We start from the raw sequence: 15,683 nt of genomic DNA, 5'->3' as shown, positions 1-15,683 counted from the left end.
GATGCGCCAGTACAGCGACGGTGCCAAGTTCGTCCGGTCCGTCACGGACCAGGTCGGCCAGGACGGGTTCGACGCGGTGTGGGCCGAGGCCGCCCACCTGCCCACTCGCGCCGAGATCGCCGACCCGAAGTCGTGGGTCTCCCGCGTCCACGGGTGAGGCGCGGACGTGTCCCGTAGCCGGCTCGACCCGGTGGTCGCGAGGGCCCGGAACCTCGTCGAGCCACACCTCGAACCCGGTGCGGTCGTGGCGGTCTCCGGCGGCGCCGACTCGCTGGCCCTCGCCGCGGTCGTCGCGTTCTTCGTCCGGCGTCGCGGCGTCGATGCCCGCGCGGTCGTGGTCGACCACGGGCTCCAGGCCGGCTCGGCGGACGTCGCCGCCCGCGCCGTGCAGCAGTGCGAGGCGCTGGGCCTGCCCGCCTCGGTCCGGTCCGTCGACGTGCGCGACCTCGGCACCGGGCCCGAGGACGCCGCCCGGGTCGCTCGTCATCACGCGCTGCGCGATGCCGCCGGGGAGGCGCCGATCCTGCTCGCCCACACGCTCGACGACCAGGCCGAGACCGTCCTGCTGGGGCTGGGCCGCGGCTCCGGCGCCCGCTCGCTGCGCGGGATGGCGCCGTGGGACGCACCGTGGGGGCGCCCGCTGCTGGGGGTCCGCGCCGCCGACACCCGCGCCGCGTGCCGCGACCTCGGCCTGGGGTTCTGGGAGGACCCGCACAACACCGACCCGGCCTACGCCCGTGTGCGGGCCCGCGGCGCGATGACGGTGCTGGAGGAGGCGCTGGGCCCCGGCATACGAGCCGCTCTGGCCCGGTCGGCCGACCGGCTGCGGGCCGACGCCGACGCGCTGGACGCCCTGGCCGCGGACTGGCTGGCCGAGCACCCCGAGCACACCGCGCCGCCCACGACCCTCGACCGACCCGAGCCGCCTGCGCACGTGGAGTCCGCGACGGACCCCGGCCATCCGCAACCCCCTCCCGCCCTCACGGGCCTGCCGGCCCACGACCTCGCGACCCTGCCGGCGGCCGTCCGCACCCGTGTGCTGCGCCTGGCCGCGCTCGCTGCGGGAGCGCCCTCCGGTGCGCTCACGGCCGCGCACGTCCTCGCGACGGACCGGCTCCTGACACACTGGCGGGGGCAGGGCCCGGTGTCCTTGCCGGGGCACCTGGCCGCGACCAGGACCCCTGGCCGGGCCGGTCGGATCGTGATCGGGCCCCTCGATCGGGTTGAATGAACGTCGTCAGGGCCGCGAGGACGACCAGACGGACACACCACGCGCACCGAGCCGGACCGAGGAGACGCAGTGCAAGCGAGCGACATGGGCGACGACCTCGCCGAGGTGCTCTACACCGAGGAGCAGATCCAGGAGCGGCTGGCCGAGATCGCCGCGGAGATCTGGCGGGACTACCAGGGCAAGGACGTCCTGCTCGTCGGGGTCCTCAAGGGCGCCGTGATGGTCATGGCCGACCTCATGCGTCACCTGCCGGGCAGCGTCGAGATGGACTGGATGGCCATCTCGTCCTACGGCTCGGGCACCAAGAGCTCCGGCGTCGTGCGGATCCTCAAGGACCTCGACACCGACATCACCGACCGGCACGTCCTCATCGTCGAGGACATCATCGACTCGGGGCTCACCCTGTCGTGGACCCGCTCCAACCTGGAGTCCCGCAAGCCGGCGTCGCTGGAGATCATGACGCTGCTGCGCAAGCCCGACGTGGTCAAGGTCCCGATCGACGTCCGCTACGTCGGCTTCGACATCCCCGACGAGTTCGTCGTCGGCTACGGCCTCGACTACGACCAGCAGTACCGCAACCTGCGCGAGATCGGGCTGCTGGCCCCGCACGTCTACAGCTGACGGGCGCCGGCGCCGACCGTATGCCGCGCGCCGGGCCCACCGCAGGCCCTCGCAGGCGCTCGGACCGGCCGGAACACGTCAGCCCGCTCGCTCGTTGTCCCCCTCGGTGCCGGCAACGGTCTCTCAACTCCTCGGCCTCGGCCGAACCGCTTGATCAGGAAGGGACGGGGTCGCACCCCGCACGTACATGAACGCGAAGCGCATCGCACGAAGCCCCTGGATGTGGGCGGTCGTCGTCAGCCTGCTGCTGGCAGCCTGGCTGTCGGTCGGGCAGCAGTCCGACTTCCGCGAGGTCGACACGTCGGCCGCGGTCCAGCTGATCCAGCAGGACAAGGTGGAGTCGGCCAAGCTGGTCGACGGCAACCGCATCGACCTGACCCTCAAGGACGGCAGCGAGTACACCGGCGGCAAGGTCAAGGACGCCAAGCACGTCCGGGCCCACTACATCGAGCCGCGCGGCCCCGAGCTGGTCAAGCTCCTCGACGCGCACAAGCCCTCGGCGGGCTACGACGAGGAGCCGCCGACGGACTCGCCGTTCCTGGCGCTGCTCGGCTACCTGCTGCCCCTGCTGCTCTTCGGCGCCTTCGCGTGGTTCATCATGAGCTCGATGCAGGGCGGCGGCTCCAAGGTCATGCAGTTCGGCAAGTCCAAGGCCAAGCTGGCCACCAAGGACATGCCGCAGGTGACCTTCAACGACGTCGCCGGCGCGGACGAGGCGGTCGAGGAGCTCGAGGAGATCAAGGAGTTCCTGGTCGAGCCCGAGAAGTTCGCGGCCGTCGGGGCCAAGATCCCCAAGGGCGTCCTGCTCTACGGCCAGCCCGGCACGGGCAAGACCCTGCTGGCCCGCGCCGTCGCGGGCGAGGCGGGCGTCCCGTTCTTCTCGATCTCCGGCTCGGACTTCGTCGAGATGTTCGTCGGCGTCGGTGCCTCCCGCGTGCGTGACCTGTTCGAGCAGGCCAAGGCCAGCGCGCCGGCCATCATCTTCGTCGACGAGATCGACGCCGTGGGTCGCCACCGCGGCGCGGGGCTCGGCGGCGGCCACGACGAGCGCGAGCAGACGCTCAACCAGCTGCTCGTCGAGATGGACGGCTTCGACGTCAAGACCAATGTCATCCTCATCGCGGCGACCAACCGCCCCGACATCCTCGACCCGGCGCTGCTGCGCCCGGGCCGCTTCGACCGGCAGATCGCCGTCGAGGCCCCGGACATGCTCGGCCGCCACCACATCCTGCAGGTGCACGCCAAGTCCAAGCCGCTGGCCGACGACGTCGACCTGATGGCCGTGGCCCGCCGCACCCCTGGTATGACGGGCGCCGACCTCGCGAACGTGCTCAACGAGGCGGCGCTGCTGACGGCCCGCTCCAACCTCCTGCAGATCACCAACGCCATCGTCGACGAGGCGATCGACCGCGTGATCGCCGGCCCGCAGAAGCGCACCCGCATCATGTCGGCCAAGGAGAAGAAGATCACGGCCTACCACGAGGGCGGTCACGCGCTCGTGGCGGCGTCGATGCGGCACACCGACCCGGTCAGCAAGATCACGATCCTGCCGCGCGGCCGGGCCCTCGGCTACACGATGGTCCTGCCCAACGACGACAAGTACTCCACGACCCGCAACGAGATCCTCGACCAGCTGGCCTACGCCCTGGGCGGTCGCGTCGCGGAGGAGATGATCTTCCACGACCCCACCACGGGTGCCTCCAACGACATCGAGAAGGCCACGAGCATGGCCCGCAAGATGGTCACGCAGTTCGGCATGTCCGAGCGGGTCGGCGCGATCAAGCTCGGCCAGGAGCAGGGCGAGGTCTTCCTCGGCCGCGACTACGGTCACCAGCGCGACTACTCCGAGAAGGTCGCGGGCATCGTCGACGAGGAGGTCCGCCGCCTCATCGAGTACGCCCACGACGAGGCCTGGCACGCCCTCGGCGAGAACCGCGACGTGCTCGACCGCCTGGTCCTCGAGCTCCTCGAGAAGGAGACGCTCGGCCGCGAGGAGCTGGCCGTGATCTTCGCCGACGTCGTCAAGCGCCCCGAGCGCCCGGTCTGGCTGTCCAGCGAGGACCGGCACGTCAGCGACCGTCCTCCGGTGCTGACCCCGGCCGAGGAGATGGCGCTGCAGTCCGGCGAGCCCCGCGCCGTCGAGGCGGTCGAGGCCCAGGTCGAGCAGCAGGTCGGGGACAACCCCGACCCCGAGCGCGAGTACCCGCCCACCCAGGTGATCGAGCTCCCCGGCGACGACCGGGTCGACCCCGGGCACTGACATGTCCATCGACCGGGAGCGGGCCGAGGCGGCCGTGAGGGAGCTCCTCCTCGCCATCGGCGAGGACCCGGAGCGGGACGGTCTGCGCGACACCCCGGCGCGGGTGGCGCGGGCCTACGACGAGATGTTCGCCGGCCTGCACCAGGACCCGGGCTCGGTCCTCGACGCCGTCTTCGAGATCGGCCACAGCGAGCTGATCATGGTGCGCGACATCGAGGTCTACTCGACCTGCGAGCACCACCTCGTCCCGTTCCACGGCGTCGCGCACGTCGGCTACATCCCCGGCAAGGACGGGCGGGTCACCGGGCTGTCCAAGCTCGCGCGCCTCGTCGACGTCTATGCCCGCCGCCCGCAGGTGCAGGAGCGTCTCACCACGCAGGTGGCGGACGCGCTGGTCGAGCACCTGCGGCCGGGCGGCGTGATCGTCGTGATCGAGTGCGAGCACCTGTGCATGTCCATGCGGGGGGTCCGCAAGCCGGGCTCCCGCACCATCACCTCGGCGGTGCGCGGGCAGCTGCACGACCCGGCCACCCGGGCCGAGGCCATGCGGCTCGCGCTCGGTGGCCGCGGGTGATCGACCTGCCCCATGAGCACGGCCCGGGCCGGCCGGTGCTGATGGGCGTCCTCAACGTCACGCCCGACTCGTTCAGCGACGGCGGGCGGTGGCTGGACGCCCGGTGCGCCGTGGAGCACGGCCTCGAGCTGGCCCGGCAGGGAGCCGGGATCGTCGACGTGGGTGGCGAGTCCACCCGGCCGGGTGCGACGCGGCCGCTCGTCACCGAGGAGCTCGACCGGGTCGTGCCCGTCGTGCGCGACCTGGTGGCCCACGGCGTCACGGTGTCGATCGACACGATGCGCGCGGAGGTCGCCGAGGCGGCGGTCGAGGCGGGCGCGGCGATTGTCAACGACGTCAGCGGTGGTCTCGGCGACCCGGCCATCCGGGAGGTCGTGGCCCGCACCGGCGTCACGATGGTCGTGCAGCACTGGCGGGCCTACGGCTCGGCCATGCAGCAGCGGGACCACCTCGCCTACGACGACGTGGTGACGGACGTGCGCGACGAGCTGGGGGAGCGGCTGGCCGAGCTCCGCGAGGCGGGCGTCCGCGACGAGCAGGTCGTCCTCGACCCCGGCATCGGCTTCTCCAAGACCGCGTCCCACAACTGGACGCTGCTGCGCCGGCTCGACGAGCTCATGGTGCTCGGCCGCCCGATCCTCGTCGGCACCTCGCGCAAGGCCTTCCTGGGGTCCCTGCTCGCGCAGCCTGCCGACCCGATCAGCGCCGGCGACCCGTGCGGCCCGATCGGCGCTGGCGGTTCGCTCGGCGAATCCCGCCAGCCCGCACAGGATCTCGTGCCCCGTCCGCCCCTCGAGCGCGACGCCGCGACCGCCGCCACCACCCTGCTGTGCGCTCAGGCCGGCGTGTGGGGCGTCCGCGTCCACGACGTGCGCGCCAGCGCCGACGCCCTGCGGGTCCTCGCCGCCTGGCAGGGCGGTATGCCGCCCGCCCCCGCCTCGGCGGACGCCGCGTCGCGGCGCCCCACCTCCGTGCCGGCCCCCGGCCCGTCCTCGACCTCGACATCCTTGTCCGCACGCCCGCCCGGAGGCCCCGCATGACCGACCGCATCACGCTCACCGGCGTGCGCGCCCGGGGCAGGCACGGCGTCCTGCTCGAGGAGCGCGTCCTCGGCCAGGAGTTCGTCGTCGACCTCGTCCTGCACCTCGACCTCGGACGCGCCGCCGCCACGGACGACCTGGCGGCGACCGTGAGCTATGCCGAGGTCGCCGAGACCGTGCACGAGCTCGTGACGGGGGAGCCGCACGACCTGGTCGAGACCCTGGCGGGGCGCATCGGTGCCCGCCTGCTCGAGGACCACCTGCTCCTGGAGTCCGTCGACGTGACGGTGCACAAGCCCAGCGCGCCCATCGCGGTGCCCTTCGGCGACGTCGCCGTGTCGGTGACCTCCCGACGTGACGTCGCGGTGGTCATCGCCCTCGGCGCCAACCTCGAGGACCCCGCGGCCACCCTGGCCTCCGCCGTCGACCGCCTGACCCGCACCCGTGGCCTGCGCGTCACCGGACGGTCCGCCCTCGTCGAGACCGACCCGGTCGGCGGCCTCGACCAGCCGGCCTACCTCAACGCCGTCGTCGTGGGACGCAGCCGCCTCTCGGCCCGAGCCCTCCTCGAGCGCCTGCACCGCATCGAGGCCGAGCACGGCCGCACCCGGGAGGTCCGCTGGGGTGCCCGCACCCTGGACCTCGACCTGATCGCCTACGGCGAGGCCCGCAGCGACGACCCCGAGCTGACTCTCCCGCACCCCCGCGCCCACGAGCGCGGGTTCGTGCTGGTGCCCTGGGCCGACGTCGACCCCGACGCCCAGCTGGCCGTGCCTGACGGCGGCCGCCGCCTCGTGCGCGAGCTCGCGGACGAGCACCGGGCGGACGGCATACGGCCGGGGCCCGAGTGGCCGACCGGTCGTCGGCAGCACCGTGGCGGCCCCGAGGAGTCGTCGTGCTGAGGGGCGGCCGCGGGCTGAGCGCCGGCGTCTGCGCCCTGGCCGCTGTCCTGGTGCTCGCCCTCGGCTACGCCGCGCTGTCGTGGTGGAGCGAGGGCGGTCGCGCGCTGCCGCCCGTCGGCTACCTCGCGACGCTGCCGCTGCTGCTCGTCGCCGCCCTGGTCCTGGCCGGAGCCTGGTCGGTCCGCCGCACGGTGCGCGGACGCCGGGCCTCGGGGCCGCACGACGGGCTCCGTGGGTTCCGGGTGCTGGTGCTCTGCCAGGCCGCCGCGCTCACCGGGGCTGTCGTGGCCGGGTGGAGCGTCGCGCACGCCCTCGTCGGACGCGCCGCGCTGGCGCTGCAGGGCCTCGGCTCCGACGCCGCGGCCGCCCTCGCCGTCGCGGCCTGCGGGGTGCTGCTCGTGGCCGCCGGCCTCGTCGGCCAGTCCTGGTGCCGGCTCGACGAGGACCCGCCCGGACCGTCCGAGGCCTCGGCCTAGGCTCAGCCGCAGACGGGGTCGCTCTCGACCTTCGTGGCCCAGCCCTGGTCGTCCAGCGTGAGCTTGACGATGGCCTGGTCGCCGGGCAGCTCCGAGAGCGCCTGGACGGTGCTCGGCGCCGACTGCGCGGGGGCGCCTTCGCTGGTGCAGGTCAGGCGGACGACGGTCGCCGCCGGGTCGACGGGGATGCGGAACGAGATGGCGTTGCGGTTGCTGTACAACGAGCCGGAGTGCGGCGTCAGGTCCACGCCCTGACGACCCACCGAGCCGTCGGACCGGCCGCGCACCGTCCAGCGGTCGAAGGTCAGCACCGGTGTCTGGCCGTTCATCGCGACCGCGGTGATCTTGCCCAGGTCGAAGGCGCGACCGCGGACCTGGCTGGTCACCCCGGCCGCGCGGGTCGCCGTCGCGCTGGGGGTCGGCGTCGCCGCGGGCTTGGGGGCCGCCGCAGCGCCGGTCACCGTCACCGTCGGCGTCACCGTCACGGTGACCGGGGGCGCGTAGCCGCTGGACAGGGCCGTGCAGCCGGACAGCAGCACGCCGACGCCGGCAGTCAGGGGGAGGACGACGGTGCGCGGGCGACGGGTGGCGGGGCGAGACGGCATACGGGGGTCCTTTCGTCCCGGACAGTGTCCCCGGTGACCGCCCCCGGACCCAAGGCGGCGCGCAGGACGATAGGCAGGGAGTCCAGGCCCGCGCGACTACGCTGGGGGCATGAGTTCCGCGCCCGAGCAGCCGCCCCACCAGCCCGACGCCGCCGCCCCCGAGAGTGACGTGCCCGAGCAGATGCGGGTCCGCCGCGACAAGCGCGAGCGGCTGCTGGAGCGGGGCATGGCGCCATACGCCGTCACCGTGCCGCGCACCCACTCCCTGGCCGAGGCCGCCGCCCTCGGCGAGCCCCTCGAGGCCGGCGACGAGCCGACCGGCGAGGAGTTCGTCGTCTCGGTGACGGGACGCATCGTCTTCCAGCGCAACACCGGCAAGCTCTGCTTCGCGACCCTCCAGGAGGGCCAGGGCACCCGGCTGCAGGTCATGCTCAGCCTCGCGGAGGTCGGCCAGGACCAGCTCGACGCGTGGAAGGCCGACGTCGACCTCGGCGACCACGTCAGCGTCACGGGCCACGTGGTGCGCAGCCGTCGCGGCGAGGTCTCGGTCATGGCGACCACCTGGGTCATGGCCTCCAAGGCGCTGCGGCCCCTGCCGACCCTGCACAAGGACCTGTCCGAGGAGACCCGGGTCCGGCAGCGGTATGCCGACCTGATCGTCCGTCAGGAGGCGCGCGACATGGTGCGTCTGCGCGCGACGGTGCTGCGCTCGATCCGCAGCACCCTGGACGGTTTCGGGTTCGTCGAGGTCGAGACCCCGATCCTCAACCTCAGCCACGGTGGTGCGGCTTCTCCGTTCACCACCCACCTCAATGCGTTCGACATCGACATGAATCTGCGCGCCTACACCGAGCTGTGGCTCAAGCGCGCCGTCGTCGGGGGCGTGGACCGCGTCTACGAGATCGGCAAGGTCTTTCGCAACGAAGGGGTCGACTCGACCCACTCCCCGGAGTTCACCGAGCTCGAGTTCTACGAGGCCTATGGCGACCAGTTCACCGCCGCCGACCGCACCCGCACGATCATCCTGGACGCCGCCGAGGCGACCGGCCGCGGCACCTCGCTGACGGATTATCGCGGCCGCGAGATCGACCTGTCCGGCGAGTGGCGCTGGTTGCCGATCTGCGAGGGCGTCGGTCAGGCGCTGGGCGAGGAGATCCACCCCGACGAGACGCCGGACAACGCCGAGCGGCTGCGTCGCCTCGCCGCGGCTCGCGACATCGCGCTCAAGCCCACCTGGGGGGCGGGCGAGATCATCCTCGAGCTGTTCGAGCAGCTCGTCGAGCACACGCTCCTGCAGCCGACGTTCGTGTGCGACTACCCCGAGTCGGTGCGTCCGCTGGCCCGGGCCCACCGCACCGAGCCCGGCCTGGTCGAGGCCTGGGACCTCATCGTCGGCGGCGTCGAGCTCGCCCCCTCCTACTCCGAGCTCGTCGACCCGGTGGTGCAGCGCGAGCGGCTCACGGCCCAGGCCGCGCTGGCCGCGCGCGGGGACGACGAGGCGATGGAGCTCGACGAGGACTTCCTGCGGGCCCTGGAGTACGGCGCACCCCCGATGGGCGGCACCGGCATGGGCGTCGACCGGCTCATCATGCTCCTCACCGGCACGGGAATCCGCGAGACCATTCTCTTTCCGCACCTCAAGCCGCAGGCCTGAGCGACGCCGCACGACACCCTGATCGACGAGAGGTTTCTGATGGACATGCTCTGGAAGGTCTTCATCGCGCTGGCGCCCACCGTGGGAGTGCTCTTCATCTTCTGGCACGTGATGAAGAACATCCTCGAGGGTGACCGTCGAGAGCGAATTGCTCACGCTCAGTGGGAAAGGGAGCAGGAGATCTCGGCGCGCAATTCCGTGGAGGATCGCGACGGAAGGGCTTAGGGCGCGCGCGCCATTCATCGTCGCTTTTGACGGCGATCGGTAATCTCCTCTATGTTCATGGGTGGATCTATTTCTTTTTCCCTCCCACGACGAAGGAGCTCCGACATGGCTCAGCGCATCCAGGTCATTCTCGAGGACGACATCGACGGCGGCGCCGCGGCCGAGACCGTGACCTTCGCCCTCGACGGCGTCACCTACGAGATCGACCTGTCCGAGGACAACGCCCGCAAGCTGCGCGACGACCTCGCCACCTGGGTCGGGCACGCCCGCCGCTCCGGCGGTCGCAAGACCACGGGTCGCAAGCCGTCCTCCGGTGGTGGCCGCAACAACCTCAACGACGTCCGCGAGTGGGGCCGCCAGAACGGCTTCCAGGTCTCCGACCGCGGCCGCGTCTCCTCCGAGCTGCAGAAGGCCTACGACGCCGCGCACTGACCGCAGCCGCGCAGCTCGCGACAGCGCTGACACCGATGGGCTATCCGCTGGCCGGCGGTGAGCTGGAGCTCGCCTGCGACCTCGTCTCGTCCCGCATCGCCTGGCTCGACCTCGTGTCCGGGCCGGGCGATGCGTCGTCCGGGCCCCAGGTCGACACGAGCGAGGTGGCGGACGGCTCCGAGGCTGGGCTGCAGGCGCTGGACGCCTGGCGCGAGCGGGTGGACGGCGGCTGGGCGCGGGCGTACGGCCATCGGCAGCCGCCGCACGTCGCCGCCACGTTCGTCCTCGGGTGGTACCTCGACGCCCTCGCCCACCCCGCGGCCTACGCCGCCGCGATCGGTCCCTGGGTGCTCGACGTCTCCCCGGGAGCGGTGGTGATCGAGCCGCACCCGACGCAGGGCTATCCCGCTCGCGTCCGCCTCTCCGCGACGGCCGGGCACCAGACGGTGGCCTCGCAGCCGGTGCGCCTCCGGCGGGCCGAGGAGTCCTACCGGCGCCACGCCGAGCCCGTCGCCGGCTCGTATGCCGCGCCCGGCGTCAAGATGTCGAGCCGTCAGCGGCTGGGGATGGTCGACGACCTGTGGCACGTCGCGACGGAGCGTGCCGCCGCCGCTGCGGGCAGCCCGCTGCTCGCCCGCGCGGGCGACGGCACCCGGGACTGGCTGCGAGCGTCCTGCTGCTTCATCTACGCTCTCCCGGGAGCCAGCACCTGCTCCACCTGTCCCCGTCGCGCCCGCGCGACCCGCTCGGCCCGGCGCCCCCTCGCGCCGTGAGGAGTTCCATGTCCGTCCCGACCCACCCCGACGGCCGAGCCGACGGTCAGGCCTCCGACCAGACTTCCGACCTCGAGCAGGTGGTCGAGCTCGAGATGAAGCTCCTGGACCCCAACATGCGCGGGGACGTCGACGGCGTCCAGCCGCTCCTGCACGACTACTACGCGGAGTACGCCGCCAGCGGCCAGGTCTACGACCGCCGCACCGCGCTCCAGGCCCCGGTCGAGGACTCGACGAGCTCGCTGACCGTCGACCGGCTCGAGGCGGAGCTGCTGGCGCCCGGGGTGGTCCTCGTGACCTACCGCGCGCACCGATCGTCCCGCGCGTCCTGGCGCTCCTCCGTGTGGCTGCAGACCGAGCACGGCTGGCAGCTGCGCCACCAGCAGGCCACCCCGATCCGCGACTGAGGGCGCGGCGCGCCCCGGCTCGATCCACCGCCCGCTAGGGTCGGTCCATGCTGCTGGCAGAGATCACCGGCCTCTTCACCGGGGTGCTGATGCTCCTCGCGGTCGGGCTCCTCGTGCTCCGGCGCGAGTCCGGCTGGTGGGCCCTCGGCCTGGTCGCCGTCGTCGCGCTGGTCCGGATCCTCGCCGGGCTCGGGTCCTCCTTCGACCTCGCCCGGGACGTGCGGCACACCTTGCCGCTCGCGCTCCTCACCCTCGGGCTGGGTGCCATCGCCGTGCACGGGACGCGTCAGTGGGGCGCCGACGCCCGGACGGCGTCCGGACGGGGTGTCCTGCCCGAGACGCCCGACCGACGGACCCGCACGCGTCTCGTCGCGGTCGCGGTCGTCGCCCTGGTCGTCCTCGTCGTGGTGCCCGGCCTCGTCGAGACCGTCACCCTCGCTGCGGGGCCGGGCATGTTCCTGGCCGTCGTCTGCACGACCCTCACCTCCACGGCCACCCTCGTCGGGCTGGCCGCCCTCGCCGAGCGCTGGCGGGCGGGCTTCGCGCTGCTCGGAGCCGCCGGCGCCGTGCAGCCGGTGCTGGTCGTCGTTCTGGCGGTCGCCGCCACGCGCATCACCGACGGCGGGGGCTACACCACCTCCGCCATCGCCTCCCAGGCCGCCCCCGGCGGGGTGCAGAGCCTGCTCATGGTCGCCCTGGCGGTGTGGGGCTGGCGCGCCTGGTCGCGGCTCCCCGGCCGTGAGGCCGGGCGTCCGGCATACGGCCAGGTCGCCCACGGCGCCGATCCCGTCCGCTGAGGGCGAACACACCGGCCCCTGAGCACGGAACACCACGCACGTCGGTGGCGTTGACACCGTCAAGTCCCGCGCCGTACGGCGGGACGTGCCCGGCGGTGCGTCCCATCACGCACGGTCTGCCGGGAGGCGCAGATAGCATCGAGGCATCTCGATAGCGAGGAGACAACCCAGATGTTCGAACGGTTCACCGACCGGGCCCGACGAGTCGTGGTGCTCGCGCAAGAAGAAGCGCGCATGCTCAACCACAACTACATCGGGACGGAGCACATCCTGCTCGGCCTGATCCACGAGGGCGAGGGCGTGGCCGCCAAGGCTCTCGAGAGCCTCGGCATCTCCCTCGAGGCCGTGCGCGAGCAGGTCCAGGACATCATCGGCCAGGGCCAGCAGGCCCCCACCGGCCACATCCCCTTCACGCCGCGCGCCAAGAAGGTCCTCGAGCTCTCCCTGCGCGAGGCGCTGCAGCTCGGCCACTCCTACATCGGCACCGAGCACATCCTGCTGGGCCTGATCCGCGAGGGCGAGGGCGTGGCGGCGCAGGTGCTGGTCAAGCTCGGCGCCGACCTCAACCGCGTGCGCCAGACCGTCATCCAGCTGCTGTCGGGCTACCAGGGCAAGGAGACCGCCGGGGCCGGCGTCGGCGGCTCGACCACCGGCGCCCAGGAGGGCACCCCGGCCGGCTCGCTGGTCCTCGACCAGTTCGGCCGCAACCTCACGCAGGCCGCCCGCGACGGCAAGCTCGACCCCGTCATCGGGCGCGCCAAGGAGATCGAGCGGGTCATGCAGGTGCTGTCCCGCCGCACCAAGAACAACCCCGTCCTCATCGGCGAGCCCGGCGTCGGCAAGACCGCCGTGGTCGAGGGCCTGGCCCAGGACATCGTGCGCGGCGACGTGCCCGAGACCCTCAAGGACAAGCAGGTCTACACCCTCGACCTCGGTGCCCTGGTCGCTGGTTCGCGCTACCGCGGTGACTTCGAGGAGCGCCTCAAGAAGGTCCTCAAGGAGATCCGCACCCGCGGCGACATCGTGCTGTTCATCGACGAGATCCACACCCTCGTCGGTGCCGGCGCGGCCGAGGGCGCGATCGACGCCGCCAGCATCCTCAAGCCCATGCTGGCGCGCGGGGAGCTGCAGGTCATCGGCGCGACCACCCTCGACGAGTACCGCAAGCACATCGAGAAGGACGCGGCCCTCGAGCGCCGCTTCCAGCCGATCCAGGTGGCCGAGCCGACGCTCGCGCACACCATCGAGATCCTCAAGGGCCTGCGCGACCGCTACGAGGCGCACCACCGCGTGTCCATCACGGACACCGCCCTCGCCGCGGCCGCCAACCTGGCCGACCGCTACATCAACGACCGGTTCCTGCCCGACAAGGCGATCGACCTGATCGACGAGGCGGGTGCGCGCCTGCGCATCAAGCGCATGACCGCCCCGCCGGAGCTGCGAGAGTTCGACGACAAGATCGCCGACGTGCGCCGCGAGAAGGAAGCCGCCATCGACGGCCAGGACTTCGAGAAGGCCGCCGCCCTGCGCGACGACGAGCGCAAGCTCGTCGAGGCCAAGGCCGAGCGCGAGCAGCAGTGGAAGTCCGGGGACATGGACGTCGTCGCCGAGGTGACCGACGAGCTGATCGCCGAGGTCCTCGCGGCCTCGACCGGCATCCCGGTGTTCAAGCTCACCGAGGAGGAGTCCGCGCGGCTGCTCCACATGGAGGACGAGCTGCACAAGCGCATCGTCGGCATGGACGACGCCATCAAGGCGCTGTCCCAGGCGATCCGCCGCACCCGCGCCGGGCTCAAGGACCCCCGCCGTCCCGGTGGGTCGTTCATCTTCGCCGGCCCCACGGGCGTCGGCAAGACCGAACTCGCCAAGGCGCTCGCCGAGTTCCTCTTCGGCGACGAGGACAGCCTCATCCAGCTCGACATGTCCGAGTTCGGCGAGAAGCACACGGCCTCGCGGCTGTTCGGCTCGCCCCCCGGCTACGTCGGCTACGAGGAGGGCGGCCAGCTCACCGAGAAGGTCCGCCGCAAGCCGTTCTCCGTCGTGCTGTTCGACGAGGTCGAGAAGGCCCACCCCGACATCTTCAACTCCCTGCTGCAGATCCTGGAGGACGGCCGCCTGACCGACTCCCAGGGCCGGGTCGTGGACTTCAAGAACACCGTCATCATCATGACCACCAACCTCGGCACCCGGGACATCTCCAAGGGCGTCTCGCTCGGCTTCACCGCCGGCAACGACAGCTCGACGAGCTACGACCGGATGAAGTCCAAGGTCTCCGAGGAGCTCAAGCAGCACTTCCGCCCCGAGTTCCTCAACCGCGTGGACGACGTCATCGTCTTCCCGCAGCTCACCAAGGACGAGATCGTCCAGATCGTCGACCTGTTCATCGCCCGCCTCGACACGCGGCTCAAGGACCGGGACATGGGCATCGAGCTCACGCCCGCGGCCAAGGAGCTGCTGGCCAAGCAGGGCTACGACCCGGTCATGGGCGCCCGCCCGCTGCGCCGCACCATCCAGCGCAACATCGAGGACGTCCTGTCGGAGAAGATCCTCTACGGCGAGATTGGGGCTGGCGAGATCATCCTCGTCGACACCGACGGCGCCGACAAGGACGCCCAGTTCACCTTCAAGGGCACCAAGGGCTCCGACGTCCCCGACCTGCCGCCGCTCGACGTGGCGCTCGACGGCGGTCACGACCGCGGCGAGAGCACCGGCACCGAGGGCTGACCGTCCCGGCACCGGGATCGCGCAGCGCCGCCTGCGTCCCGGGTCGAGGCAGCACACCGGCGAGGGCCGGCCACCCACCGAGGTGGCCGGCCCTCGGCATACCCGCGAGGTAGGCCGGAAGCGCTCTCCACCGCACCGAGCGGTCACGACGTCTCGCGACACGCCGTGCCTCACCGCATGCGCGTCCTCTCGGCCTTGCCGGCGGCGGGTCCGCGGCGCCCCCAAGCCCCGCGTCCCGGTCCAGAGGGTGACGAGCCACGGCGCCGAGCCGGCCGGAGGTCTAGGTTGGCTCGGATGAGCGAGGCAACGCAGCGGGGAGACGTCGTGGGGGCGCCGGACGCGAGCGAGGTGACCGTCGTGGTGCGCCGGGCGCGCACCAGCGACGTCGACGCCATCCGCCGCCTCGTCCAGGTCTACGCCGAGCGCCGCATCCTGCTCGCCAAGGACTCCGTCGCCTACTACGAGTCGGTGCAGCAGTTCCGGGTCGCCGAGATCGACGGCGTCGTCGTGGGCTGCGGTGCGCTGCACGTGTTCTGGGAGGACGTGGCCGAGGTCCGCACCCTCGCCGTCGCCGAGGAGGCGGCCGGGCACGGGATCGGCGGCCGCCTCGTCACGGCCTTGCTCACCGACGCCCGCGACCTCGGGGTCTCGCGGGTCTTCTGCCTGACCTTCGAGGTCGACTTCTTCGCGCGCTACGGCTTCCGCGTCATCGAGGGCGCCCCCGTCACGCACGAGGTGTTCGCCGAGCTGGTGCGCTCCTACGACGCCGGCACCGCGGAGTTCCTCGACCTCGACCGGGTCAAGCCCAACACCCTCGGCAACATCCGGATGCTCGTCGACCTCTGAGCTCCGCCGACGGCGATCTTCGCGTCGGCAAGAAGTGACCCGTCGGGGCGCGTGGATGGGTCCAACCGCCCTGGTGAGGGCTCGAGCTGCCCTGGCGGGTCAGTTTCGGGTGCGTG

At 72.4% G+C, this 15,683-nt stretch carries 17 protein-coding genes; 16 read left to right on the top strand and 1 reads right to left on the bottom strand.

Annotation, left to right across the window (positions count from 1 at the left end; genetic code table 11):
- Position 1: 1 nt before the first annotated feature.
- From B2P18_RS04415 to B2P18_RS04380, 8 genes are all read left to right on the top strand, one after another.
- A complete protein-coding gene (locus tag B2P18_RS04415; protein ID WP_286956073.1) occupies positions 2 to 157 on the top strand; it encodes a zinc-dependent metalloprotease in 156 nt (51 codons plus the stop codon).
- 9 nt (positions 158 to 166) lie between these two features.
- Positions 167 to 1,231, top strand: a complete 1,065-nt coding sequence (gene tilS, locus B2P18_RS04410; protein WP_286956071.1) for a tRNA lysidine(34) synthetase TilS — start codon at positions 167 to 169, stop codon at positions 1,229 to 1,231.
- A gap of 69 nt (positions 1,232 to 1,300) precedes the next feature.
- On the top strand, positions 1,301 to 1,852 hold the full coding sequence (gene hpt, locus B2P18_RS04405; protein WP_029212523.1) for a hypoxanthine phosphoribosyltransferase: 552 nt from the start codon (positions 1,301 to 1,303) through the stop codon (positions 1,850 to 1,852).
- Positions 1,853 to 2,039: 187 nt separating this feature from the next.
- Positions 2,040 to 4,112, top strand: a complete 2,073-nt coding sequence (gene ftsH, locus B2P18_RS04400) for an ATP-dependent zinc metalloprotease FtsH (RefSeq protein ID WP_029212522.1) — start codon at positions 2,040 to 2,042, stop codon at positions 4,110 to 4,112.
- Position 4,113: 1 nt separating this feature from the next.
- Positions 4,114 to 4,686, top strand: a complete 573-nt coding sequence (gene folE, locus B2P18_RS04395) for a GTP cyclohydrolase I FolE (protein ID WP_286956069.1) — start codon at positions 4,114 to 4,116, stop codon at positions 4,684 to 4,686.
- Positions 4,683 to 5,726, top strand: a complete 1,044-nt coding sequence (folP, locus tag B2P18_RS04390; RefSeq protein WP_313535238.1) for a dihydropteroate synthase — start codon at positions 4,683 to 4,685, stop codon at positions 5,724 to 5,726. Before folE ends, folP begins: the two co-directional genes overlap by 4 nt.
- Positions 5,723 to 6,628 carry a 2-amino-4-hydroxy-6-hydroxymethyldihydropteridine diphosphokinase gene (gene folK / locus B2P18_RS04385; RefSeq protein ID WP_286956065.1) on the top strand — a complete coding sequence of 302 codons (906 nt, stop codon included), beginning with the start codon at positions 5,723 to 5,725 and terminating at the stop codon, positions 6,626 to 6,628. The genes folP and folK overlap by 4 nt, the downstream gene beginning before the upstream one ends.
- Complete coding sequence (locus tag B2P18_RS04380; RefSeq protein WP_286956062.1) at positions 6,622 to 7,104, top strand: DUF3180 domain-containing protein; 483 nt, start codon at positions 6,622 to 6,624, stop codon at positions 7,102 to 7,104. The genes folK and B2P18_RS04380 overlap by 7 nt, the downstream gene beginning before the upstream one ends.
- Positions 7,105 to 7,106: 2 nt before the next feature.
- Here the strand turns inward: B2P18_RS04380 and B2P18_RS04375 are convergent, their stop codons facing one another.
- Positions 7,107 to 7,709, bottom strand: coding sequence for a hypothetical protein (locus B2P18_RS04375; RefSeq protein WP_019286495.1), 603 nt, complete (start codon positions 7,707 to 7,709; stop codon positions 7,107 to 7,109).
- Between the two features lie 109 nt (positions 7,710 to 7,818).
- Here B2P18_RS04375 and lysS point away from each other — a divergent pair, with 109 nt between their 5' ends.
- The 8 genes from lysS to B2P18_RS04335 all read left to right on the top strand — a co-directional run bounded on the left by lysS (position 7,819) and on the right by B2P18_RS04335 (position 15,567).
- Positions 7,819 to 9,363, top strand: coding sequence for a lysine--tRNA ligase (gene lysS / locus B2P18_RS04370; RefSeq protein ID WP_286956059.1), 1,545 nt, complete (start codon positions 7,819 to 7,821; stop codon positions 9,361 to 9,363).
- Between the two features lie 39 nt (positions 9,364 to 9,402).
- The gene (locus B2P18_RS04365; RefSeq protein ID WP_019286493.1) at positions 9,403 to 9,588 is read left to right on the top strand and encodes a hypothetical protein; all 186 of its coding nucleotides are present in this window, start codon (positions 9,403 to 9,405) and stop codon (positions 9,586 to 9,588) included.
- A gap of 105 nt (positions 9,589 to 9,693) precedes the next feature.
- Complete coding sequence (locus B2P18_RS04360) at positions 9,694 to 10,020, top strand: histone-like nucleoid-structuring protein Lsr2 (protein ID WP_239262195.1); 327 nt, start codon at positions 9,694 to 9,696, stop codon at positions 10,018 to 10,020.
- Between the two features lie 35 nt (positions 10,021 to 10,055).
- Positions 10,056 to 10,793 carry a (2Fe-2S)-binding protein gene (locus B2P18_RS04355; RefSeq protein ID WP_286956056.1) on the top strand — a complete coding sequence of 246 codons (738 nt, stop codon included), beginning with the start codon at positions 10,056 to 10,058 and terminating at the stop codon, positions 10,791 to 10,793.
- 8 nt (positions 10,794 to 10,801) lie between these two features.
- Positions 10,802 to 11,200, top strand: coding sequence for a DUF4440 domain-containing protein (locus B2P18_RS04350; RefSeq protein WP_019286491.1), 399 nt, complete (start codon positions 10,802 to 10,804; stop codon positions 11,198 to 11,200).
- A 47-nt stretch (positions 11,201 to 11,247) separates the two neighbouring features.
- The gene (locus B2P18_RS04345) at positions 11,248 to 11,997 is read left to right on the top strand and encodes a nicotinamide mononucleotide transporter (protein WP_286956055.1); all 750 of its coding nucleotides are present in this window, start codon (positions 11,248 to 11,250) and stop codon (positions 11,995 to 11,997) included.
- Positions 11,998 to 12,168: 171 nt separating this feature from the next.
- On the top strand, positions 12,169 to 14,721 hold the full coding sequence (locus B2P18_RS04340; RefSeq protein ID WP_286956053.1) for an ATP-dependent Clp protease ATP-binding subunit: 2,553 nt from the start codon (positions 12,169 to 12,171) through the stop codon (positions 14,719 to 14,721).
- A gap of 294 nt (positions 14,722 to 15,015) precedes the next feature.
- On the top strand, positions 15,016 to 15,567 hold the full coding sequence (locus B2P18_RS04335; protein ID WP_286956051.1) for an amino-acid N-acetyltransferase: 552 nt from the start codon (positions 15,016 to 15,018) through the stop codon (positions 15,565 to 15,567).
- Positions 15,568 to 15,683: the final 116 nt, after the last annotated feature.

Origin of the sequence: Arsenicicoccus sp. UBA2120, assembly GCF_002330965.1 — a bacterium.
Classification (GTDB): Bacteria; Actinomycetota; Actinomycetes; order Actinomycetales; family Dermatophilaceae; genus Arsenicicoccus; species Arsenicicoccus bolidensis.
Note: the sequence above shows the minus strand (reverse complement) of the source record. Positions and strands in the feature narration are given on the sequence as shown.

Bases quoted from the DNA above. Each gene is read 5' to 3' on its own strand.
- B2P18_RS04375 (WP_019286495.1), bottom strand. From the start codon at position 7,709: ATGCCGTCTCGCCCCGCCACCCGTCGCCCGCGCACCGTCGTCCTCCCC.
- lysS (WP_286956059.1), top strand. From the start codon at position 7,819: ATGAGTTCCGCGCCCGAGCAGCCGCCCCACCAGCCCGACGCCGCCGCC.
- B2P18_RS04355 (WP_286956056.1), top strand. From the start codon at position 10,056: ATGGGCTATCCGCTGGCCGGCGGTGAGCTGGAGCTCGCCTGCGACCTC.
- B2P18_RS04365 (WP_019286493.1), top strand. From the start codon at position 9,403: ATGGACATGCTCTGGAAGGTCTTCATCGCGCTGGCGCCCACCGTGGGA.
- B2P18_RS04360 (WP_239262195.1), top strand. From the start codon at position 9,694: ATGGCTCAGCGCATCCAGGTCATTCTCGAGGACGACATCGACGGCGGC.
- B2P18_RS04345 (WP_286956055.1), top strand. From the start codon at position 11,248: ATGCTGCTGGCAGAGATCACCGGCCTCTTCACCGGGGTGCTGATGCTC.
- ftsH (WP_029212522.1), top strand. From the start codon at position 2,040: ATGAACGCGAAGCGCATCGCACGAAGCCCCTGGATGTGGGCGGTCGTC.
- B2P18_RS04415 (WP_286956073.1), top strand. From the start codon at position 2: ATGCGCCAGTACAGCGACGGTGCCAAGTTCGTCCGGTCCGTCACGGAC.
- folK (WP_286956065.1), top strand. From the start codon at position 5,723: ATGACCGACCGCATCACGCTCACCGGCGTGCGCGCCCGGGGCAGGCAC.
- folE (WP_286956069.1), top strand. From the start codon at position 4,114: ATGTCCATCGACCGGGAGCGGGCCGAGGCGGCCGTGAGGGAGCTCCTC.
- B2P18_RS04350 (WP_019286491.1), top strand. From the start codon at position 10,802: ATGTCCGTCCCGACCCACCCCGACGGCCGAGCCGACGGTCAGGCCTCC.
- B2P18_RS04335 (WP_286956051.1), top strand. From the start codon at position 15,016: ATGAGCGAGGCAACGCAGCGGGGAGACGTCGTGGGGGCGCCGGACGCG.
- B2P18_RS04340 (WP_286956053.1), top strand. From the start codon at position 12,169: ATGTTCGAACGGTTCACCGACCGGGCCCGACGAGTCGTGGTGCTCGCG.